General features: G+C 57.0%; 19 protein-coding genes and 6 pseudogenes. 7 read left to right on the top strand and 18 right to left on the bottom strand.

Annotated features, from left to right (window positions below; all coding sequences use genetic code 11):
• Positions 1 to 157: 157 nt before the first annotated feature.
• The gene (locus C4Q26_RS20165) at positions 158 to 1033 is read left to right on the top strand and encodes an urea transporter (protein WP_104883430.1); all 876 of its coding nucleotides are present in this window, start codon (positions 158 to 160) and stop codon (positions 1031 to 1033) included.
• Here C4Q26_RS20165 and C4Q26_RS28885 read toward each other — a convergent pair.
• Positions 1018 to 1764: an RHS repeat-associated core domain-containing protein gene (locus tag C4Q26_RS28885; RefSeq protein ID WP_081669699.1), complete on the bottom strand. Its 747-nt coding sequence runs from the start codon at positions 1762 to 1764 to the stop codon at positions 1018 to 1020. The two genes, C4Q26_RS20165 and C4Q26_RS28885, sit on opposite strands and share 16 nt — an antisense overlap.
• Positions 1765 to 1909: 145 nt before the next feature.
• On the opposite strand from C4Q26_RS28885, the gene C4Q26_RS20155 reads away from it, so the two are divergent.
• The gene (locus tag C4Q26_RS20155) at positions 1910 to 2731 is read left to right on the top strand and encodes an ion transporter (protein WP_023381465.1); all 822 of its coding nucleotides are present in this window, start codon (positions 1910 to 1912) and stop codon (positions 2729 to 2731) included.
• Between the two features lie 217 nt (positions 2732 to 2948).
• Positions 2949 to 3947: a sulfate ABC transporter substrate-binding protein gene (locus tag C4Q26_RS20150; protein ID WP_023381466.1), complete on the top strand. Its 999-nt coding sequence runs from the start codon at positions 2949 to 2951 to the stop codon at positions 3945 to 3947.
• 22 nt (positions 3948 to 3969) lie between these two features.
• On the opposite strand, the gene C4Q26_RS20145 is transcribed toward C4Q26_RS20150, so the two are convergent.
• Positions 3970 to 4896 carry a class I SAM-dependent methyltransferase gene (locus C4Q26_RS20145; RefSeq protein ID WP_104881429.1) on the bottom strand — a complete coding sequence of 309 codons (927 nt, stop codon included), beginning with the start codon at positions 4894 to 4896 and terminating at the stop codon, positions 3970 to 3972.
• A gap of 110 nt (positions 4897 to 5006) precedes the next feature.
• On the bottom strand, positions 5007 to 5903 hold the full coding sequence (locus C4Q26_RS20140; protein WP_023381468.1) for a DMT family transporter: 897 nt from the start codon (positions 5901 to 5903) through the stop codon (positions 5007 to 5009).
• A gap of 133 nt (positions 5904 to 6036) precedes the next feature.
• On the opposite strand from C4Q26_RS20140, the gene C4Q26_RS20135 reads away from it, so the two are divergent.
• The 3 genes from C4Q26_RS20135 (at position 6037) to C4Q26_RS20125 (ending at position 9275) form a co-directional block, all read left to right on the top strand.
• The gene (locus C4Q26_RS20135; RefSeq protein ID WP_023381469.1) at positions 6037 to 6474 is read left to right on the top strand and encodes an Lrp/AsnC family transcriptional regulator; all 438 of its coding nucleotides are present in this window, start codon (positions 6037 to 6039) and stop codon (positions 6472 to 6474) included.
• Positions 6475 to 6997: 523 nt separating this feature from the next.
• Entirely contained in the window at positions 6998 to 8530 is a 1533-nt protein-coding gene (locus tag C4Q26_RS20130) for an NCS1 family nucleobase:cation symporter-1 (protein WP_023381470.1), read from the top strand.
• Between the two features lie 16 nt (positions 8531 to 8546).
• A complete protein-coding gene (locus tag C4Q26_RS20125) occupies positions 8547 to 9275 on the top strand; it encodes an aspartate/glutamate racemase family protein (RefSeq protein ID WP_023381471.1) in 729 nt (242 codons plus the stop codon).
• A 93-nt stretch (positions 9276 to 9368) separates the two neighbouring features.
• On the opposite strand, the gene C4Q26_RS20120 is transcribed toward C4Q26_RS20125, so the two are convergent.
• The 11 genes and pseudogenes from C4Q26_RS20120 to C4Q26_RS20070 all read right to left on the bottom strand — a co-directional run.
• Positions 9369 to 10562, bottom strand: a complete 1194-nt coding sequence (locus C4Q26_RS20120; RefSeq protein ID WP_104883429.1) for a D-amino acid dehydrogenase — start codon at positions 10560 to 10562, stop codon at positions 9369 to 9371.
• A 49-nt stretch (positions 10563 to 10611) separates the two neighbouring features.
• On the bottom strand, positions 10612 to 10950 hold the full coding sequence (locus C4Q26_RS20115) for an FKBP-type peptidyl-prolyl cis-trans isomerase (RefSeq protein WP_023381473.1): 339 nt from the start codon (positions 10948 to 10950) through the stop codon (positions 10612 to 10614).
• Positions 10951 to 11036: 86 nt separating this feature from the next.
• Positions 11037 to 11444: a GFA family protein gene (locus C4Q26_RS20110; protein WP_104883428.1), complete on the bottom strand. Its 408-nt coding sequence runs from the start codon at positions 11442 to 11444 to the stop codon at positions 11037 to 11039.
• Positions 11445 to 11525: 81 nt separating this feature from the next.
• Positions 11526 to 12011, bottom strand: a pseudogene (locus tag C4Q26_RS20105) (RHS repeat protein); the annotation flags it as partial.
• Between the two features lie 201 nt (positions 12012 to 12212).
• Entirely contained in the window at positions 12213 to 12623 is a 411-nt protein-coding gene (locus tag C4Q26_RS20100) for a hypothetical protein (protein ID WP_104883427.1), read from the bottom strand.
• Between the two features lie 580 nt (positions 12624 to 13203).
• Positions 13204 to 13803 (bottom strand): hypothetical protein, encoded by a 600-nt coding sequence (locus tag C4Q26_RS27915; RefSeq protein ID WP_158664902.1) that lies wholly within the window; start codon positions 13801 to 13803, stop codon positions 13204 to 13206.
• A 353-nt stretch (positions 13804 to 14156) separates the two neighbouring features.
• A pseudogene (locus C4Q26_RS20090) lies at positions 14157 to 14885 on the bottom strand (RHS repeat-associated core domain-containing protein); the annotation flags it as partial.
• Positions 14886 to 15018: 133 nt separating this feature from the next.
• The gene (locus tag C4Q26_RS20085) at positions 15019 to 15402 is read right to left on the bottom strand and encodes an Imm10 family immunity protein (protein ID WP_104883426.1); all 384 of its coding nucleotides are present in this window, start codon (positions 15400 to 15402) and stop codon (positions 15019 to 15021) included.
• A gap of 11 nt (positions 15403 to 15413) precedes the next feature.
• Positions 15414 to 16757: pseudogene (locus C4Q26_RS20080) on the bottom strand (RHS repeat-associated core domain-containing protein); the annotation flags it as partial.
• Positions 16758 to 17186: 429 nt separating this feature from the next.
• Positions 17187 to 17516 (bottom strand): hypothetical protein, encoded by a 330-nt coding sequence (locus C4Q26_RS20075; protein WP_023381481.1) that lies wholly within the window; start codon positions 17514 to 17516, stop codon positions 17187 to 17189.
• Positions 17517 to 17860: 344 nt separating this feature from the next.
• A pseudogene (locus C4Q26_RS20070) lies at positions 17861 to 18806 on the bottom strand (RHS repeat-associated core domain-containing protein); the annotation flags it as partial.
• Positions 18807 to 18811: 5 nt separating this feature from the next.
• On the opposite strand from C4Q26_RS20070, the gene C4Q26_RS20065 reads away from it, so the two are divergent.
• Positions 18812 to 19024, top strand: a complete 213-nt coding sequence (locus tag C4Q26_RS20065) for a hypothetical protein (RefSeq protein ID WP_104881425.1) — start codon at positions 18812 to 18814, stop codon at positions 19022 to 19024.
• Between the two features lie 708 nt (positions 19025 to 19732).
• On the opposite strand, the gene C4Q26_RS27910 is transcribed toward C4Q26_RS20065, so the two are convergent.
• The 4 genes and pseudogenes from C4Q26_RS27910 to C4Q26_RS28415 form a co-directional block, all read right to left on the bottom strand.
• Positions 19733 to 20323 carry a hypothetical protein gene (locus C4Q26_RS27910; RefSeq protein WP_158664901.1) on the bottom strand — a complete coding sequence of 197 codons (591 nt, stop codon included), beginning with the start codon at positions 20321 to 20323 and terminating at the stop codon, positions 19733 to 19735.
• A 353-nt stretch (positions 20324 to 20676) separates the two neighbouring features.
• Positions 20677 to 21049, bottom strand: a pseudogene (locus C4Q26_RS28880) (RHS repeat-associated core domain-containing protein); the annotation flags it as partial.
• Positions 21050 to 21093: 44 nt separating this feature from the next.
• Positions 21094 to 21357 (bottom strand): hypothetical protein, encoded by a 264-nt coding sequence (locus C4Q26_RS20045; protein ID WP_104883424.1) that lies wholly within the window; start codon positions 21355 to 21357, stop codon positions 21094 to 21096.
• A 331-nt stretch (positions 21358 to 21688) separates the two neighbouring features.
• A pseudogene (locus C4Q26_RS28415) lies at positions 21689 to 22174 on the bottom strand (RHS repeat domain-containing protein); the annotation flags it as partial.
• Between the last annotated feature and the right edge of the window lie 51 nt (positions 22175 to 22225).

The following is a 22225-nucleotide window of genomic DNA, read 5'->3' as shown; positions in this document are numbered from 1 at the left end:
GCCGGCTCCTACAGGATTTTCGCGATACCCCTGTAGGAGCTGGCGAAGCCTGCGATGGAGGGCAAAGCCCTCCCCATACACAAATACAAAAGACATGCGGAAAACCGAGGCCCAAAAGAGGCCCACCGCCCTCCCATCAACCTCACTGACTGCCCCGATGTACACCAAAAATTTCGTCAACCCGTGCCCTGACTGGGCCACGGCGCTGCTCAACGGCTTCAGCCAGGTGCTGCTGCTGCGCAACCCCCTGTGCGGCCTGTGCTGCCTGCTGGCCATACTGCTGACCGCCCCGAACCTGGTCGGTGGTGCCCTGCTCGGCGCCCTGGCCGGGCTGCTCGCCGCGCAAGCCCGCGGCTACGACCGTGCCGACCGCCAGGCCGGGCTGTACTGCTACAACGGCGTGTTGATCGGCATCCTGATCACCGCCGTGCTGCCCTGGTCAGCCATCCTGCCGCCACTGATCATCGCCGCCGGCGGCCTGTCCAGCATCATCACCCACCAGTGGCGCAAGCGCGGCGGCAAGCTGCTGGTCGCCTACACTGCACCCTTCGTGCTGCTGGGCTGGGCCACACTGCTGATCGCCAGCCCCTCACCCAGCGGCTTCGTCGAGGCCGACCCGCTGTACGCGTTGGCGCGCGGTGTGGGCCAGATCTTCCTGCTCGACCAGCCGCTGGCTGGCTTGCTGATCATCGTCGGCATGTTCATCGCCAACCCTTATGCCGCAATGTGGGCGGTGCTCGGCTCGGCCATCGGCGGCGGCGTTGCACTGCTCGCCGACCAAGCGCAAGCCGCGTGGCTGGGCCTGTACGGTTTCAACGCCGCGCTGGCGGCACTGGCCTTCAGCAGGCAAGGTGAAAAGCCGTGGGTAACGCTGCTGGCCATCGCCCTGGCCCTGTTGCTGCAAGCGCTGTTCAAGCTGCTACCGGTGCCCGGCCTGACCGCGCCGTTTGTGGTGGCCTGCTGGCTAATGCATGTGGCTGAATACCGAGATCACAGAAAGCAGAAAAACACCGCACATCAACTGCCGAACTGACTGTCTTCTGGCAGTCCAGACACTCGTTCTGACGGCTGCCGGATATGAGCTGGATTGAGCGCCAGATCAACTTTTCTTGGCGGAAGCGGTGGAGGCCTTCGCGACGGAGGCGGCGGAAGTCTTGGAGGCGGTGGAGGCTCAGGCTTGTTACGACGCAGGTACTGTTCCAACGCGTTGACCTTGAGCACAAGGGCCTTATTACTCTCAATCAGCCCACTGTTTTCACTTTGTAGGGCTCGATTAAGAGTTTGAGATTGCATCCATCGCTCATGGGTGGCACCCAAGCCAAGAATTCGAGCTGCTGTTAATTGCCCAGTTGGCGACTTCTTAATCAAGTAACCTGCCTCACCAAGACCAAGGTGATAGGAGGTCTTAGATGGGTTGCTTTTAAAATATGTCTTAACCAGAGATCTGAACGCCTGCGGTATGTTCAGGCGAATAAACTCACCCTTGAGCCCAGTGCCAGCCCGACCTGACGGGTCAGAGCGATTAATCGGATCGCCCTCGCAGTAGCAATAGGCATTTAGCCCGCCCTCTCCAAACGGGCTCAACGCATCCTCGCTGCAAAAGCGCATAAGCGTAGGGATATAAAAGCGATACCCATTGCCCAATGCATAGCCGTGCAATACCCGGTCTCTCAGCTCGCCATTGAACCCCAGCGAAGCACCAGACATTGCCCACAAATGCCCATAAGCGGTATACGAAGCTGTCTGTATCGCCATTGCTGTCATAGCCGTTCGCTCAGCTTTATTTTCGAGATTCCCAATCTTGCTCTGACCTGAACTCTCCAGGTAACTAGCAGTTTTACCAGTTCACTCGTTGCACCCTTCACCAAAGACCCTCTAGGCTTACTGCTTCGCCCTCGGAATTTAAGCCATGTTCACCCCGCAATCCCTGCGCGAACGCCTCTACATCATGGTCTTCCAGACCGACACCGTAGCCGGCCGGCGCTTCGACAAGATCCTCCTGCTGATCATCCTGGCCAGCCTGGTCACCGTCATCCTTGACAGCATCGACGAGGTGCATCAGGGCTACGCCGGCCTGCTGGCCGGCATCGAGTGGGGCTTTACCGCGATCTTCCTGGCCGAGTACCTCACCCGCCTGTACTGCTCGCCCAAACCCTTGCGCTATGCCTTCAGCTTCTATGGCCTGGTCGACCTACTGGCGATCGTGCCGGGGATCATCGCGCTGTACTACAGCGATGCCCAATACCTGCTGATCATTCGGGTGATCCGGATGCTGCGGATCTTCCGGGTGCTCAAGCTTAGCCCCTACCTCAAGCAGGCCCATTACCTGATCGAGGCGTTGCGGGGCAGCAAGCAGAAGATCATCGTGTTCCTGGTCAGCGTGTCGACCCTGGTCACGGTGTTCGGCACCTTGATGTACGTGATCGAAGGACCCGAGCATGGCTTTACCAGCATTCCCAAAGGCATTTACTGGGCCATCGTTACCCTGACCACGGTGGGCTTTGGCGACATCGTGCCGAAGACGCCGCTGGGGCAAGTGGTGTCGTCCCTGGTGATGATCATTGGTTACTCGATCATCGCCGTGCCAACCGGGATCTTTACCGCCGAACTGGCCAATGCCATGCGCGGGGAGCAACTGCAGCACGATTGCCCGACCTGCAGCAAGAAGAGCCATGAGCATGGCGCGGCGTTCTGTTCCCGGTGTGGGAATGTGCTGTTTCCCAAACAATGAGGTTGCCTGGACCGACACTTTCGCGGGTAAACCCGCTCCCACAGGATCACCACAGGCCCAAACTGCGCGCGGCCCCTGTAGGAGCGGGTTTACCCACGAAGAGGCCGGCACTGGCAAAAGCATAACCAAAGTCGTTTTTGTTCTTTAACCCCTACAAACCCACCCGTTATAGTCGCTGGCAATCTGCCCCGATAATCTTCAAGAACAAGGAAGCAACGTGAAAAGACTCTTCACCGCCTCGCTGCTCGCCGCAGGCCTGGCCTTGGGCAACCTCGCCCAGGCCGCCCCCACCCTGCTCAACGTGTCCTACGACGTGATGCGCGACTTCTACAAGGACTACAACCCGGCCTTCCAGAAGCACTGGGAAGCCGAGCACAAAGAGAAGGTCAACGTGCAGATGTCCTTCGGCGGTTCCAGCAAGCAGGCACGTGCGGTGATCGATGGCCTGCCGGCCGATGTCATCACCATGAACATGGCCACCGACATCAACGCCCTGGCCGACAACGGCAAGCTGGTGCCGGACAACTGGGTGACCCGCCTGCCGAACAACAGCGCGCCGTTCACTTCGGCTACCGTGTTCATCGTGCGCAAGGGCAACCCCAAGGCACTGAAAGACTGGCCCGACCTGCTCAAGGACGGCGTGCAGGTGATCGTGCCCAACCCCAAGACCTCGGGTAACGGCCGCTACACCTACCTCTCGGCCTGGGGCTACGTGCTCAAGCAGGGGGGTGACGAAACCAAGGCCCGCGATTTCGTCGGCAAGCTGTTCAAGCAGGCACCGGTGCTCGACACCGGTGGCCGCGCCGCGACTACCACCTTCATGACCAACCAGATCGGCGATGTGCTGGTGACTTTCGAGAATGAGGCGGAGATGATCGCCCGCGAATTTGGCCGCGACCAGTTCGAAGTGGTTTACCCAAGTGTGTCGGCCGAAGCCGAACCACCAGTCAGCGTGGTGGACAAGGTAGTGGCCAAGAAAGGCACCCAAGCCGTGGCCGAGGAGTACCTGAAGTACCTGTGGTCGCCAGCGGCCCAGGAAATCGCCGCGCAGAACTACCTGCGCCCGCGTGACGCCACGGTACTGGCCAAGTACACCGACCGCTTCCCGAAAGTCGACTTCCTCTCGGTGGAGAAGACCTTCGGTGACTGGCGCACAGTCCAGAAGACCCACTTCAACGATGGTGGCGTGTTCGACCAGATCTACACTGGCCAATAACCGATTGCAGGCCCTGACACCGTCATCCCTGACGGAACACCAGTGCCTTCAGCCCACCCGCCGGGTCCGCATCCGGAAACTCCGGCGGGTTGTCCAGCCGCTCCACGAACTGCAGCCTCGGCGCCTGTTCGGCCATCCCTTGAATGAGAAACTCCGGCCCAATGCCCGGGTCGTTGACACAGGCGAGCACAGTGCCGCCCTCGCTCAACATCTCAGGCAAACGCCGCAGGATCTTCGCGTAATCCTGGGTCAGTACGAAACTCCCACGCTGGAAGGTAGGCGGATCGATGATGATCAGGTCATACGGCCCGTACTTGCGCACCTTGCCCCACGACTTGAACAACTCATGCCCCAGGTATGCCACCCGTGAAGCATCGTGGCCATTGAGCCGGTGGTTGTCGCGGCCGCGGGACAAAGCGGACTTGGCCATGTCCAGATTCACCACCTGCTGGGCCCCGCCGGCAATGGCCGCCACGGAGAAACCACAGGTATAGGCAAACAGGTTCAGCACCCGCTTGCCGGCGGCCTGTTCGCGCACCCAGCGCCGGCCGTAGCGCATGTCCAGAAACAGTCCGTTGTTCTGCCGCACACCGAGGTCGAGCAGGTAGGTCAAACCGTCCTCGATCACTTCGCGCTGTTGGCAAGGTTCGCCCACCAGCCACTGGCCAGGGCTGTCCGGCAGATAACGGTGCTGAATGAGAATGGCCTGGCCTGTCCACTGTGGGCGTTCGGCAAGCGCTTGCAGCATGGCTTGCAGTTCCGCGAGCTGACCTTCAGGCGGCTCGCGGAACAGTGCAACCGAGAGCACGCCTTGCAACCAGTCGACCGTGATCTGCTCCAGGCCCGGCCAGCACCGACCACGGCCATGGAACAGGCGACGGGTTTCCTGGGGGGCTGGGTCAAGGGCGCTGAGCAGATGCTGTTCGAGGGTGTGGATCGGCGAAGTCATGGCGGGTCGCAAGCGAATAAAAGGAGCCATTCTACCGCTGCCGACCGCTTCGCGGGTAAACCCGCTGCCACAGGACCGCTACGTACCCGCGAAACGGTCGGCAACGCACCTCATTCTTTTACCGCGACCTGCGCCGAACGGAACCACCACCCCTGCTGCATCCCCGCCGCCGCCAGCAGAATCAACGCCACACCCAACCATTGCAACGGCGCCAGCCGGTGCCCGAAGGCCACCCAGTCAACCAGGATCGCTGCAATCGGGTAGATGAACGACAACGCCCCAGTCAATGCCGTGGGCAGACGCTGGATCGCGCTGTACAGCAGCACGTACATCAGCCCGGTGTGAACGATGCCCAAGGTCACCAGGCTACCCAACGCCGAAGGCTCGCCAGGCAACCCACCCATCCCCACCCAGGGCGCCAGCAGCAGTACCCCAGTGGCCACCTGGATCAACGCAATCAGGTGGGGCGGCGTGCCGCTCAGGCGTTTGATGATCAACGCAGCAATGGCATAGAGCAACGCTGCGCCCAAAGCCAGGGCAATCCCGAGCAGGTACTGATCACCGCTGGCCTGCCCCGCACCGTGGGCACTGACGATAGCCAACATGCCCAGGAACGCCACACTGAGCCAAGTCACCTTGGGCAAGGTGATTTTCTCACCTAGGAACAGTGCCGCCAGCCCCACCAGCATGAAGGGCTGCACGTTGTACACCGCTGTGCCGATGGCGATGGAAGCTCGCGAATAGGACGCGAACAGCAACACCCAGTTGCCAACGATGGACACCCCACTGGCAATCGCCAACACAACGGCAGTACGGCTGATGACTCCCGGCCTGAGAAAACCGAACGCCGCGCAAATCACCAGTAACGTGCCGGTGCCGAACACACAGCGCCAGAACACCACCTCCAGCACCGGTTGCCCGGACACCAGCACGAACCAGCCAATGGTTCCCGAAATCAGCATGGCGGCGACCATTTCCAATGAGCCGCGGCGTAGTGAACTGTCCATCTCACACCTCCGGTTGACGATGGCGACAGTATGCAGAGGGCGAACGATGACCTTCCAGCGGTTATCCAAGGCAAATCTATGAGAACGCCTTTACTATCAAGGCAAGATCTCAAGAAAACCTTACGAGGCAAAAATGACCGACGCCATCGACCAATGCTTGATCAACGCCTTGATGGAGGACTCCCGCCGCTCGCTCAAGGCGCTGGCGCAGCTCAGCGGCCTATCGGCCCCCAGCGTCAGCGAACGCCTGCGCCGCCTCGAAGAGCGCGGTGTGTTGCGTGGCTACACCGTGGACGTCGACCCGCGCTGCTTCGGTTACCAGTTACAGGCCATCGTACGCATCCGCCCGTTGCCGGGGCAGCTGCAAGAGGTGGAGCGCCAGATCATCGCCATTCCCGAGTTCACCGAGTGCGACAAGGTCACCGGTGAAGACTGCTTCATCGCCCGGCTGCATGTGCGCTCGATGGAGCAGCTCGACACTGTGCTCGACCGTATCAATGTGCTGGCTGAGACCAACACCGCGATCATCAAGAAAAGTCCGGTGAAACGGCGGCTGCCACCCATGGAATGAGCATCCTCATCGCCCGCCAGCCGGCCCTCGGCGGACGACGGCGAACCTGCAGGAGCCGGCTGCCGGCGAAAAGGCCACCGCAAAACCTGACTATTTTTTGTACACAATAATGTAACCATAGGTGCCATTTTTGTGTGCAATTTATTAAGTAACGCCCCAATACGTTACACAACACCAACCCCTGAATTTGACCACTCGATCAACTAACTAGTGCTGAAAAAAATTAAAACTGTTCAACTGGTCAACTTATAAATCTTTATTTTCATCAAGTTACGGCTCAGTTTCGTTACTTCTATTAAGCATCATTCCTGGCGTTGACTTTTGCCTGGCACGGAACTCGCTTTTGTGTGCCTGTGCTTTGTATACAAACGATGCAAAACATAAATACACAATAACCCGCGACGCCGGTCCAAACCCGTCTGTCGCGCCCAGAACCCAGTGATGCCAACGCTGCACCGACGAGATGGCGAGCCCGTGCGCATGCCCGCTCATCGCAGTCCACGCGCATCAGGAGCCTGCCGGAATGAGTACCAGCCTCGACCTTGCCCCTGAACTATCCGTTGCCAGCGCCAACCCTCCCTCCCCTGTTGCCGGTGGTGCGCCGGCAATCGAACTCAGCCCACGCCTGCACAATCGCGACTTGGCTCCGACGCGAGCCGAGGGTCGGCGCTGGGGCGGGTACAGTATCTTCGCGTTGTGGACAAATGATGTGCACAACATCGCCAATTATTCCTTTGCCATGGGTTTGTTCGCCCTGGGCCTGGGTGGCTGGCAAATCCTCCTGTCGCTGGCGATCGGTGCGGCGCTGGTGTACTTCTTCATGAACCTGTCCGGCTACATGGGACAGAAAACCGGCGTGCCTTTCCCGGTCATCAGCCGTATCGCCTTCGGCATCCATGGCGCGCAGATTCCGGCACTGATCCGCGCGGTCATTGCCATCGCCTGGTTCGGCATCCAGACCTATCTCGCATCGGTGGTCCTGCGTGTGCTGCTGACGGCCGTCTGGCCGCACTTGGCGGCCTACGACCACGACAGCATCCTGGGGCTGTCGAGCCTGGGCTGGGTATGCTTCGTGGCGATCTGGCTGGTGCAACTGGTGATCCTCGCCTACGGCATGGAGATGGTTCGCCGCTATGAGGCTTTCGCCGGCCCGGTGATCCTGCTGACGGTCGCGGCCCTGGCCGTGTTCATGTACTTCAAGGCCGACGCTCGCATCGCCTGGTCGGTGGCCGAACCGCTGTCCGGCTACGAGATGTGGCGCAACATTTTCGCAGGCGGTGCGCTGTGGCTGGCGATCTATGGCACCCTGGTGCTGAACTTCTGCGACTTCGCTCGCTCTTCGCCGTGCCGCAAGACCATCCGCGTGGGCAACTTCTGGGGCCTGCCGGTGAACATCCTGGTGTTCGCCGCCATCACCGTGGTGCTGTGTGGCGCGCAGTTCCAGATCAATGGCCAGATCATCGACAGCCCGACCCAGATCGTCGCCAGTATCCCCAACACTCCGTTCCTGGTACTGGGCTGCCTGGCCTTCCTGATCGTCACCGTGGCGGTGAACATCATGGCCAACTTCGTCGCCCCGGCGTTCGTGCTCAGCAACCTGGCCCCACGCCACCTGAACTTCCGCCGCGCCGGGCTGATCAGCGCCACGCTGGCGGTGCTGATCCTGCCGTGGAACCTGTACAACAGCCCGCTGGTGATCGTGTACTTCCTGTCTGGCCTCGGCGCCCTGCTCGGCCCACTGTACGGCGTGATCATGGCCGACTACTGGCTGCTGCGCAAAGGCCGCATCAACGTGCCGGAGCTCTACAGCGAGAACCCGACCGGCGCCTACCACTACAGCAAGGGCATCAATCTACGCGCCGTTGCCGCCTTCACCCCGTCCGCACTGCTGGCCATCGTCTTGGCCCTGGTGCCCAACTTCCATGGCATCGCGCCCTTCTCCTGGCTGATCGGCGCCGGCATCGCGGCCGCGCTCTATCTGCTGATCGCGCCGCGCAACGGCCAATACCACGATGTCAGCGGTGAGTGCATCGCCGTCGACCACAGCAGCCATTGATCAAGGAGGATCGTCCATGCGTATTCTGATCGCCAACGTCAACACCACCGAAGCCATCACCGAGGCCATCGCCGAACAGGCTCGCAGCGTGGCCGCGCCCGGCACCGAGATCGTCGGCCTGACCCCCTGGTTCGGCGCCGAATCGGTGGAAGGCAACTTCGAGAGCTACCTGGCCGCCATTGCGGTCATGGACCGCGTGCTGGCCTATGAAGGCCCCTACGATGCGGTGATCCAGGCTGGCTACGGCGAGCATGGCCGCGAAGGCCTGCAAGAGCTGCTGAACGTGCCGGTGGTGGACATCACCGATGCCGCCGCCAGCACCGCGATGTACCTGGGCCATGCGTATTCGGTGGTCACCACCCTGGACCGCACCGTGCCGCTGATCGAGGACCGCTTGAAGCTTTCCGGGCTGTACGACCGCTGTGCGTCGGTGCGCGCCAGTGGCCTGGCAGTGCTTGAGCTGGAGGCCGACCCGCAGCGTGCAGTGGAGGCTATCGTCGAGCAGGCCGAACGCGCCGTGCGCGAGGACAAGGCCGAGGTGATCTGCCTGGGTTGCGGCGGCATGGCCGGGCTCGACGAGCAGATCCGCCAGCGCACCGGCGTGCCGGTGGTCGATGGTGTGAGCGCGGCGTTGACCATCGCCGAATCGCTGGTGCGGATGGGGTTGAGCACGTCCAAGGTGCGGACCTACGCGACGCCGCGGGTGAAGAAGGTGGTGGGTTGGCCGATGCGGCTCGGGCGCTGACAGATCGGCTGTCGGTACTGGCCCTATCGCCGGCAAGCCGGCGCCTACTGGCATCTCATTGGCGCCGGCTTGCCGGCGATAGGGCCGGTAACTTCAAACCAACATCCGCGCCAGCCGCTCCCCGCTACCGCAGGCCAAGGTAAAGCCCAAGGCCCCATGCCCGAGGTTCAACCAGAGGTTGCGATAAACCGTTGCACCGATGATCGGCACCCCGGTCGGTGTCGCAGGACGCATCCCCGCCCACTCCACCGCTTGGCCATAATCGGCCGCCCCAGGCAACGTGCTGCGGGCCATCCGAAGCATGCTCTGAAACCTGCGCGCATCCACGGACTCGTCGAACCCAACGATATCCACCATCGCCGCGACGCGCAGTTGCTCATCCAACCGTGCATACACGATCTTGCGCTCATAGTCGGTGATGCTCACCTGTGGCGCTCGATGGCTCGGCGCAATCGGCGCGGTCAGGCTGTAGCCCTTCAGTGGATAGATCGGCAGTTTCAACCCTGGCAAAGCCAGCCCTGGGCTGCGATACCCCGCGCATAAAACCAGGTGCTCCACGTCCAACTGCTCATGACCGAGTTGCAACCCGATCACCTTATCATTGCGCCTGATCAAGCGGCTAACCGGCTTGCCCAGTAGAAAACGGCACAACCCCGAGGCACGTAGACGCTCGGCCAGTCGTTGGCAAAAACGATGACAATCGGCGACCTCCTCATCTGGCGTATACACCCCCCCGATGAAAGGTGTTTCGAGCAGTGACGGCTCGAGCGCCCGCAGTTCTGTGGCCCCCAGCACCTGCTGGCGTGTTGGGTCCAGCAGATGATCACGCCCAAGGGTAAAAGCGCGCTCGCTACGAAAAGCGACCAGCTTGCCATTGCGCCGCCAGGCAAAATTCGCCAGTCCGTCTTCCTCACGCCAGCGCTGCAGCGCGGCCTGGCTGTGCAGGGCCAAATCCAGCAGCACGTGGGCATTGCGCCGGTTCACCGAACGCCGACAGGCCAGCATGAACGCGGCCAGCCAGCGCCATTGCGCCGAGTCCAGTCGCAAGCGCAGGCGCAAGGGCGAGTCTCCTTGAAGCAACCAACCCAGTGCCTGCCAGGGCACCCCCGCATCGGCCAGCGGCGCGACATAGCGATAGGACAGCTGCCCGCCATTGGCAAAACTCGTGGCAATGGCCAGGCTGTCACGTGCTTCGATCAGGTCGACCGACAAGCCCTCGCGCACCAACGCATAGGCCGTCGCCAGGCCAATCACCCCACCGCCGATTATCGTTACTCGTTGGCTCATGCCGCTTCCTTGCCAGACATCCGAATCCAATTGCGCGATTGCCTAGGTATCAATCATCCCGCGTCAGCACTTCCAGCAACTCGATCTCGAACGTCAGGTCCGAGTTCGGCGGAATCGCGCCAACGCTACGCTCGCCGTAGCCCAGATGGGCCGGCACTTGCAACTTGCGTTTGCCGCCAACGCGCATGCCCATCAGGCCTTGATCCCAGCCCTTGATCACGCGGCCGGTGCCGATGACGCACTGAAACGGCTTGCCACGCGACCACGATGAGTCGAACTCGCTGCCGTCGGCCAGCCAGCCGGTATATTGGGTGGTGATCAATGCGCCCTTGACCACGGCTTTGCCGTCGCCTTGTTCAAGGTCGATGATCTGCAGTTCGCTGCTCATGGCATGCTCCAACGGTAAAAATCAAAGCCGCCCTTTTCTCAGGAATGCAGTGGTTTGGCAAGCTCGCGAGTATTGCACGGTACGGGTCAGCCGAGCTGTTCGAAGGCCTGCTCGCCGGTCAGCTCCTTGGTCTGATTGGCGAAACAGTACCAGGCTGGTTTCTGTTCGACGAAAATCTGCAGGTCGAAATCCCAGGTCTCATCGCCATCGAGCAAACCGACCGGCACCGCATAAAAGTCGTTTGCCTTGAGTCGGTAGTACAGGTGCGTGCCGCACTGGCCACAGAAACCGCGCTGTGCCCACTCAGAAGAGTCGTAGACGCTAGGAGAGCGTCCTTCGAATGTCGGTGGCTGGCTGCAGTGAACCACCAGCAGCGGACCTCCGGTCCACTTGCGGCACATGCTGCAGTGGCAGGCGCTGATATGGGTGTTATCGACCGTGACGCTGAGGCGGGTGGCACCACAGAGGCACGTGCCTTGTTTTTCGAGGGCCATGGGTGCAGTCCTTTGGACGGAGGCTGGGCAGGTGAGTATAGATGCCTGTACCGGCTTCATTGCCGGCGAGCCGGATCAAATGAGGTTGCCCGCTTCGTCATGGAACCATTGCAGCTTGCTGTCGGCATTGATGGCCTGGATCAGCTTGCCGTTGCCGTCGTAGGCAAAGGTTTCTTCCTGGCGCTGGTCGCCCTGGCGGGCCGTGCGCGAGGCCAGACGCCCGACGGCATCGAAGGTGATGTCGATCCGGCGTTGACCGACCTGGGTGCTGGCCAGTCGACCGCTGTCCGGGTCGTACTGGTAGCGGGTGACCAAACCATCGAAGCCCTTTTCTTCCAGCAGGCGACCGACCGGGTCGTACAGGAACGTGGCCTTGCTGTCGTTCTCGTTCTCCAGCCCGATCAGGCGGCCCAGCTTGTCCCAGCGGTAGCGCAAGTTGTGCTCGTTGGCGTCGACCCGTTCGACCAGTTTGCCGGCCGCGTCGTAGGACCAGGTGGTGCAGCGGTCCTGCGCGTCGGCGTGGGCCAACAGGCGGCCTTCGGCATCGCGTTCGAAACGCTCTTCGGTGTCGTAGTGGACTGGAAAAGAATACGGCGCAGTTGTTCAGTCTGTTTGGGTTGGCCAATCTGGTACTGGCCAGTAGCATCTCTCAAATAGCACTCACTGTGAATTGAGGCGTTTGGATGTTTCGCGCTAGAAACCCCGACTCCATCAGGACTTAATCCTTCGACCTGTACAAATAGCCGGCCAGACACCATATTGAGACATCTAAGCGATTCCGAGCTTATGCTTAGCCTGGTCGACGACACCCCTAAGAAGATCAGCGTCGGAATCGGGCATTTTTAGACTTTTTATACCAACCATCAGATCAACTGAACGACTTAATCCCTCAAGCATAAATCCAACCTTTCCAACATCATCTGCATCTTTGAAATCATAAAACGGGAGCTGCACACGCACTTCAATAACGCTTCGCTGCTTATGATATTTTCTGACTTCAGGATAGCTATCTACAATGTCGTCCGGCATCATTATTGAGATATAGCTCCATGTACCCGCCCCACACTCAAGAGTAACGTCTTCGAGTAGATCAGACATGACAGCCGCCACCTTCCTCCGGGCGACCTGCGCACCCGGACCAACCAAAATATCCTGCTCACTTGAAGAATGAAAAATCATAAAAACCCTCTAATAATCACTATTATTGAGTGGCGGTCTCTTCCCACCGTGCGCCGCCTTATATTCAATAATCTTCTGATTTTGCCAAGCGTGCATTTCTCTTTTTGTTCCACCCGCCTCTCGCTGCATGTAAACGTTGTTTTCAGATAGATATTTCTGAGTATGCCGCCGCTCTCCGTGTATCGTTTCACCATACTTCATTACTTCATCAGTATCCGCATCTCTCAATGTGTAACCGATAGCAGGCTTAGGGTCTGCATGAAAAGTCTTGAGACGAAGGTCAGGCAAGGCGAAAACAGCCGAGGAAGCGGAGTTTACGGGTTGCAAATGAGCATTCGGAGGCGGTTTTCAACGCAGCATCACCGAGTATCAAGGCTTTTCGTACAGAGCCTAGTCAATGGTCATGCCGAGCACATAACAGCTACGTTAGGCGGAGAGATTTAAGCCACCCGGGCAACTAATCGGATCTTGAGAAACCAACTACCATCCCTCGGTTCGCGGCAGCGATAACGTTTGTAATGCAGCCAAGGAGCTAAGCTCCTCGACCGCAAATTGAAATCAGCACCCTACAAATGATGAGCTATTTTTTTGCCCATTTCTTAAACAACCCATCAACCTCTTTGGCCAAACCTAAAACTTTTTGCTCCGCAACCTCGTTCCCAATTCTCATATCCTCTGGAATCTCACTCATTCGACAACTGTCATTCGGACCAAAATACCCAGCCAGATGAGCGTTAACTCTGAACACAATATGATGCATTCGCCAGCATGTGGCGGCCTCGTAAGGGCTACAACTTGCGTACCCATGCTCACTTACTGGCTTAGGGTGTCGCACCCCACCAACCCTAAAGTCAGAATGATACTCCAGCGTTATATCTCTATAATTCGAAACCAATCTATCATAGGCTTCACCCCTAAACAAAATTCGCCATCTAGGTATCTCAGAAAATCGCATGGAGCATAAAATTGGCCTAAAAAGACGCCCTGTCATATCCACTTGCCCCAAAGTTTTCGGCGGCTCACGATAAAATTTTTTAAAAACCTCTATTAAAGCCCCTGCATTATGCTCAACATGTTCGATAAACCTAGCTAATACAAACCCAACCTCACCTGCTGGGGTGATCGCTGGAATGTAGAAAATATCGCCGGCTTGGGCATCATTCCTTAAAAGCTTCATCATCTTACACCTTAAAGCTCACAAGTATTTTTTGATTTGATTCTTTCATATTCGGCGACATGCGATCTACCACGCTCGTCTTGCCTAGACTTATCAATCGGTTCAATGATATTCCCTGGGAACCCGGTTTTTGTATCATAAACCTCTCGATAGTACTGCTCCTGCCCCTTCGACTGTGTATAAGTAAGGCCTTCCGAGACTGGTTTCAACGCTCCATTACCTAACCGGCCTGACTGAGCATGCTGAGCCTCTCGCTTAAGCGGATCTTGTTTAGTATGTCCAATATATTAAGGCATCTCGTCATCTGGTTTATAAAGCCCATAAACGATATAGCCAGGTTCATTAAGCGGCGTTGGAGTGAGGCCTCGTGTGTCGACCCAAAATATTGGGTTCGGCGTGTACGCGAAGAGGTTTAGCCCTCCGGTATAACGAATAGGATCCTGACTAACAAACCGCCCAATCCTCGGATCATAGTACCGATACCGGTTGTAATGCAGCCCGGTCTTATGATCGTGGTACTGCCCCTGGAAGCGAATCGGGTTGCTCATCCCAACCTGCTTGGCCCACTCCGAACGCACCTCGCGCACTTCCCCCCACGCCTTATACTGCCCCGCCCACGCCACCTCTCCGTGGTGGTCGGTCAGCTCCATCGGCGTACCGAGGTGATCGCACTGGTACCAGGCAATCGCATCGATCGGCTGCGGTTTCACTTCGTGCTGCCACAGCGGGTTCTGGTCGATGTCGTATTCCCGTCCACGCCAGTCCGGCTGCCGTAACAGGCGAATCGGTGCCTTGCGCAGCGCCTGCGCGACGGGCACGAAGCTGTCCGGTTCGTACAGGTAATGCACGGTCCGCCCGGTCTCCCCTTCGCCCTGCGGCGGCGAGCTTTCCCAGGCGAGGTTGTCGCCATCCCAGCCGTACAGGGTGTAACCGCAACCCAGTTCGCGCTGGCGCTTGGCGCGTTGCATCTGGTTCCAGCCGCTGCCCGCACGGGGATCGTCGTAGTGATGCGCGGTCGAGTGTTTGTGCAGGCGACGGCCCAGGGCGTCGTAGCTGTACGCGACGCTGAGCTTGCCATCGTCGAAGCACCTGGCACCAACTCTGACTGTAAGCCCCCGAAATAGTTAAATAATGAGTCTGAGCAGCGCAGCTTTTCCTCTTGGTGGCTTAACTAGCGCTGTGTTCCAATTACCAAACGCCGTCTCATTTTAAAAGTCATTAAAAACGAACGAGAGGCGTATCCCCATGGAAGATTTTGCTCAAAGCGCTATATATGTCATTCACATCCTCTGAAACCCCAGAAGTATTCACCTCAATTGCCTTTATAGGCTTAACCCAATCACAAGAGCCGACAAAGTTAAAAATTATTCTATCTGAAAAAATCTCTACTCTGTCCACCCCCCCATAACCTGCAACGCCAGGGTTTCCAATTTCAACATAGTAAGTATCCAGCCCTAACTCCTGATCCTGCTCATCCACCTCATCAGATCTTTGGAGGATAATAAAGTCCACTGGATCCTCAGAATCATCTGCAAGGCCGACCGTTAACACATCATACTCATGATCCGCATGAAAGGTATTTGCTGAAAACTTTTTGTCCATAGTCACCCTCGTTACCTCCCTTCACTGGCGATCCATGTTTTAGTTTCACCGTTTTCTGACCAGGTATACTTGACTATTGCTCCTGACGTTGCTGAAGCCTTGTTCATTTTACCTCTGCACGAAGGACATGGAGGGTACTGCCCATCAATCACCATAACATCCCCCTGCTGCAGTGGTATCTGTTTTACTGCTCTAGCCTCCGTATGTGTGGCCAGCGAACTTCTTGGAAATCCTAAGGCTCTTTCTTCCTCAGTCATGTTTCCACTGTAAAGAACACATGAGACAATGTTGTGTTGACCTTCAGCATCATGCACATTTACCACTGCAGTGTGAACGCCTTTGCCACTGCCGAATTTGTTGAGCCCCAGTGGATCAATCCACTCCACAGGGTTCGGCGCATAGGTATACAGGTTTAAACCGCCGCCGTAGCTGATCGGATCCTGGTTCACGAACCGCCCAGCCCTCGGATCATAGTACCGATACCGGTTGTAATGCAGCCCGGTCTCATGATCGTGGTACTGCCCCTGGAAGCGAATCGGGTTGCTCATCCCAACCTGCTTGGCCCACTCCGAGCGCACCTCGCGCACGTCACCCCACGCCTTGTACTGCCCCGCCCACGCCACCTCTGCGTGGTGGTCGGTCAGTTCCATCGGCGTACCGAGGTGATCGCACTGGTACCAGGCAATCGCATCGATCGGCTGCGGCTTCACTTCGTGCTGCCACAGCGGGTCCTGGTCGATGTCGTATTCGCGTCCACGCCAGTCCGGCTGCCGCAACAGGCGAATCGGTGCCTTGCGCAGCGCCTGCGCAACGGGCACGAAGCTGTCCGGTTCGTACAGGTAATGCACGGTCCGCCCGGTTTCGCCTTCGTCCTGCGGTGGCGAGCTTTCCCAGGCGAGGTTGTCGCCATCCCAGCCGTACAGGGTGTAACCGCAACCCAGTTCGCGCTGGCGCTTGGCGCGTTGCATCTGGTTCCAGCCGCTGCCCGCACGGGGATCGTCGTAGTGATGCGCGGTCGAGTGTTTGTGCAGGCGACGGCCCAGGGCGTCGTAGCTGTACGCCACGCTGAGCTTGCCATCGTCGAAGCGGACCAGACGGTCGAACAGGTCCCAGGTCAGGCGGGCCTTGTCGCCGTTGTGCAGGCGGTGGATGAGGTTGCCGCGTTCGTCGTACTGGTAATGCGTGCCGGCGTACTCGCGCAGCAGGTTGTCCATCAGCTTGTTGCGACGCGGGTCGCTTTCCAGCGGGCGGTTGAGTTCCTGGGTCTTCTGGTCCAGCAGGTTGCCGGCCGGGTCGAAGGCGAAGGTCTCGACACCCAGGCGACTGGTGGCTTGCAGCAGGCGGCCTTCGGCATCGCGTTCGAAACGCTCTTCGGTGTCGTAATGGACTGGAAAAGAATACGGCGCAGTTGTTCAGTCTGTTTGGGTTGGCCAATCTGGTACTGGCCAAGCGGTATTTGCAACGGACGGCGGGATAAGTCCGTCTAAAAGGCGGGGCTGGCCCGCTAACTCAGCAAAATCAGGGTAGAAATCGGCCCAAGAAACACAGAGTAAGGCCAGTAGGTTGGAAAAACCGGCTTGAAAAATGGGGACGGTAAGAAATGGCTAATTGTTCAGCGTCTCCGTATCGAAATGATGACGGCAATGATAGCCAAGCACCATGAAAGCCCATCCTTAACTCAATAGTCGGGTGTTGCACTCAGCCTCTGAAACCGCCTACCCAAAAGCACAGAAAGGCGAGCTAAAAACCTATTATTCAAAGTTCAAGCCCGCCCTCTTAACCCTCTATGACTTTCTAATTTCGGCCAAGGCTTTCTCCAGCGCACTGATATTCCCAGGATCATTAAATCTACCTTTTGATTTAGCCCATCGACTTACAGCGCTTTTAGGCCCTTCAACAAGTTTATTGCCTTCCTCAGTAATCTCGCTTTTCATGATCACACGCTTCACAACCCGCCCTTCCTCATCAGTAACTCGGCATTTCAGAAGACCATTACGCTCCATAAAAATGAAGAGATTCTCCGTCGATAGCTCAATATTTTTCTGCCAGTCCGGAGCACTCCTATAGGCCGAAATCAACACATCGATATCCCAAACTGGATAGTCACTTGTCATTACAACCTCCTTTCTACTTGAGACAACCCTGCAACCGGCACCAGCTTCCCAGTAGTTCTATCTCAAATAAATGTCCCACCACTCGTGAGAATTCGACTTTCTTTCATTTGCTGATCATATTTATCAGCAGTCAAACTTGTTACCTCATAAGTCGTTGCCTGCCTATTCTCAATAACAGCCGTGTCCACCCTACGCCGCTCACCGCTTTCAGGATCCCTGACAGATTTCCCGCTTGCATCCCGCAGATAACACTCACTCTGAATAGTCGCATTTGGATGCTGAGTTTTAATTTCCGCATTGAATTCCTGATGGCGGCGATCCCCATCAATCGCATTCTTGATCCGCTTCAGTCCCCACGGATCGATCCAATCAATAGGGTTCGAAACATACTCATAGAGGTTGAAACCACCAACGTAGCTAATCGGATCCTGGCTCACAAACCGCCCGACCCTCGGATCATAGTACCGATACCGGTTGTAATGCAGCCCGGTCTCATGATCGTGGTACGACTCCCTGGAAGCGAATCGGGTTGCTCATCCCAACCTGCTTGGCCCACTCCGAGCGCACCTCGCGCACGTCACCCCACGCCTTGTACTGCCCCGCCCACGCCACCTCTGCGTGGTGGTCGGTCAGTTCCATCGGCGTACCGAGGTGATCGCACTGGTACCAGGCAATCGCATCGATCGGCTGCGGCTTCACTTCGTGCTGCCACAGCGGGTCCTGGTCGATGTCGTATTCGCGTCCACGCCAGTCCGGCTGCCGCAACAGGCGAATCGGTGCCTTGCGCAGCGCCTGCGCAACGGGCACGAAGCTGTCCGGTTCGTACAGGTAATGCACGGTCCGCCCGGTTTCGCCTTCGTCCTGCGGTGGCGAGCTTTCCCAGGCGAGGTTGTCGCCATCCCAGCCGTACAGGGTGTAACCGCAACCCAGTTCGCGCTGGCGCTTGGCGCGTTGCATCTGGTTCCAGCCGCTGCCCGCACGGGGATCGTCGTAGTGATGCGCGGTCGAGTGTTTGTGCAGGCGACGGCCCAGGGCGTCGTAGCTGTACGCGACGCTGAGCTTGCCATCGTCGAAGCGGACCAGACGGTCGAACAGGTCCCAGGTCAGGCGGGCCTTGTCGCCGTTATGCAGGCGGTGGATGAGGTTGCCGCGTTCGTCGTACTCGTGCTTCCACACCGCGACCATCGGCACAGCGGTCTTGAGGTAGTACTGATGCTCGCGAGTGAGGTTGCCCGCTTCGTCATGGAACCATTGCAGCTTGCTGTCGGCATTGATGGCCTGGATCAGCTTGCGTTTTGGGCCAGCACGATATTTCCACTGCAAACGACGCCGACGACAGCGCGACGGCCAGCGCCGGAATTCGACAATTGTCGGCGGCGGCGCTAGCCGGCACGAATGACGAACATCGCGCAATTGCCGATACCTGGCTGCGCCGTGCGATCGCCGGAATTCAGCAAATTCACCTCAACGACGACGCGTGTCGGGTGGTCGCAGAACGACTTTTCTAGCCACCCTCAAACTCACGGGCGCCGCAGCGTTTCTTCTCGGGGTAGCTATGAACGACAAGAAAACCAAATACTTGCTTAAACCTTTCTCTTAATTTTTGGAGTCTCGATATAGCTACCAGTTCGTATATCTAAACCTTGCACGGTAAAATCACCAATTTAGCGGATCAGATTCCGCGCGACCAAAGAAGAACACGCACTGGAGGCGCTAAGGTAGTTCTGCGCAAATGGCTTCGAGCGGGGTATGTAGATCAGGGAGCCTTGTTCGCCACGGAGCCAGGAACTCCACAGGGGGGAATCATCTCTCCGGTACTCGCGAATTGGGCGCTGGATGGCCTGGAAGATGTCGTCCATGCGAGCGTGACTTCGACAGTACGCAAGCGTGAGCCATTCAAGACTCGCTTTCGTGGCTTGGCCCAGAACACAGCACAACTGACGACGTTGTTTGCGCTGTCGAACCTGAGGATGGTGCGCCGGCAGTGATTGAGCGCTGCGGGAGAGGTGCCCCTGTAGCGGGTCAGAACCAGAGCAAAGCTCTGGTTTTGACCCGACTGACGGCTGAAAAATGGGTTTGACGCGGTCGAGATGTTGCTCATTGTGAGCTCGGCCAAACTTGATTGGAGTTTCCTTAACCGGCTGTAGGTGGGGCCATTCGACCTACAGATTCAAAAGTGATTTTGATGCATCGCTGGCCAGGGTCTGCTTATCTTTTTACAAAACCTTAAAAAAATCATCAATTTTTCTTGCCAATAAAACTACGACGTCACCCGCTTCCTTATTTCCAATCTGCATAGACTCAGGCAGCTTAACATCATCATATGCTTCTTCTGGCTCAAAATAACCTGCCAAACAAGCATTCACTCTAAACACAATGTGATGCATGCGCCAGCAGGTGGCCCACTCCAAAGCATTAGCTCCTTGGGAAAATCCTTGATCAGTCAGTTTTTTCTTGATCATATTTCCGCCAATCCAGAGATCAGAATGATACTCAAGCACTATATCAGCATACCCCGATGAAGACGGTTCATACTGTAAATCCTCAAACAACACCTTCCAGCGAGGTATTTCTGAAAAACGCAATGAGCACAGTATTGGCCTAAAAAGTCTCTCACTCATTTCGACTTCCGAAAGAGATTTCGGTGGCAATGAGTAAAACTTTGAAAACACCTCAATCAAAAAACCTGCATTTGACTCCACATGCTCAATAAATCGAGCAAGCACAAATCCAGACTGCTTATCACGATCCAATGCAGGTATATAAAAAATACTTCCAGGTTTCACGTCCAACTTTAGCTGCTTCATACAATCCCACCTAGAACTCACAAACAGAACCAGCCTTGAGCTTATTGTATTCAGCCACATGAGAGAGGCCGCGCTCGTCTGTCCTTGATTTATTTATCGGCTCAATCACATCACCAGGGAAACCAGTCTTAGTATCATACACTTCTCGATAATATTGCTCCGCCCCTTAGCCTGCGTATAAGTCAAATCTTTGGCTATTGGCACTAACTTTGCCTCCCCGAGTCTTCCTGTATTCGCGTGCTGTGCCTCTCGCACACTTTCTGCCTGCATCGTGTGCCCTACATAATACGGCTTAGTCGCCTTAGGCTCGTAAAGTCCGTAGACAGTATAACCAGGTTGATTTAATGGTGTCGGTGCAAGCCCTAATGCGTCAACCCAATGCAACGGATTCAGTGTATAGGCATAGAGGCTCAACCCGCCAAAGTAGCTGATCGGATCCTGGCTCACAAACCGCCCAACCCTCGGATCATAGTACCGATACCGGTTGTAATGCAGCCCGGTCTCATGATCGTGGTACTGCCCCTGGAAGCGAATCGGGTTGGTCATCCCAACCTGCTTGGCCCAGTCCGAACGCACCTCGCTCACGTCACCCCACGCCTTGTACTGCCCCGCCCAGGCCACCTCTCCGTGGTGGTCGGTCAGCTCCATCGGCGTACCTAGGTGATCGCACTGATACCAGGCAATCGCATCAATCGGCTGCGGTTTCACTTCGTGCTGCCACAGCGGGGCCGCGACCAAGCACCCAAATCCGCTAAAGCAAAAAACCTTACCTACTTCAATACCGCATTAAACTTCCCGAAAACGTCAATAAACCCCTGCAGATCCTTTATTTCGTAACGCTCGTTAATTATGTAGCTACCTGTATCGACATTGACAGCCTCAATGACACAACTATCATCATCCCACAATGTCAATCTCGCCAAATTAAACTCATCATCAATATTGATAACAGCACTTGAGCTTAATTCATTTTCATTCAGCTCCAGCTTTCTTTTTGAGTTAACATCAAGCCAAGCCAATATCTCTATGAACATTTAATTATTCCATCTTCTGTTTATGTGCTTTGACTCTAAAGCCTTCTGCAAATGTCATTTCCGGTATAGGATTACCCTTCCTCTTAGCAAGCCTTACCTCTAGTGAGTCGGGACCCACATTTTTTGCCCAGCCCTCATTAGTTTTAATGAGAGACGCCTCAGGCACATTGAACTCAAAATACTTAGTTCCGGGCTTTGCCTGCTTTCCAAAAGCTTCAATACTGACTGGAGATACAACATGTGTTGTACCTGTATAACTTTGCACAACCCTCCCAGCACTAGTCATTTGATCGTACTCGGAAGGCCCCATCCAACGACCAACTGTTACGCTTGATAGTCCCAGCGGATCGATCCAGATCAGTGGATTCGGCGCATACTGGTAAAGGTTTGTTCCTCCCAATAGCCCTATCGGATCTCGGGAGATGAATTTCGCGATGTTCGGATCATAGTACCGATACCGGTTGTAATGCAGCCCGGTCTCATGATCGTGGTACTGCCCCTGGAAGCGAATCGGGTTGGTCATCCCAACTTGCTTGGCCCAGTCCGAGCGCACCTCGCGCACGTCACCCCACGCCTTGTACTGCCCCGCCCACGCCACCTCTCCGTGGTGGTCGGTCAGCTCCATCGGCGTACCCGGGTGATCGCACTGGTCCCAGGCAATGGTATCGATCGGCTGCGACTTCACTTCGTGCTGCCACAGCGAGTCCTGATCAATGTCGTATTCGCGTCCACGCCAGTCCGGCTGGCATAACAGGCGAATCGGTACCTTGCCCAAGGCTTTCGCTACGAGCATGAGGCTGCTCGACTCGTACAGGTAAGTGCGGCTTGGTGAAGCTCGGCTTCAAGTGGAACTTAATTGCACTCTTGC

The organism is Pseudomonas sp. SWI44 (genome assembly GCF_002947915.1).
GTDB classification, from domain to species: Bacteria; Pseudomonadota; Gammaproteobacteria; order Pseudomonadales; family Pseudomonadaceae; genus Aquipseudomonas; species Aquipseudomonas taiwanensis.
This window is presented reverse-complemented; position numbering and strand designations above follow the sequence as displayed.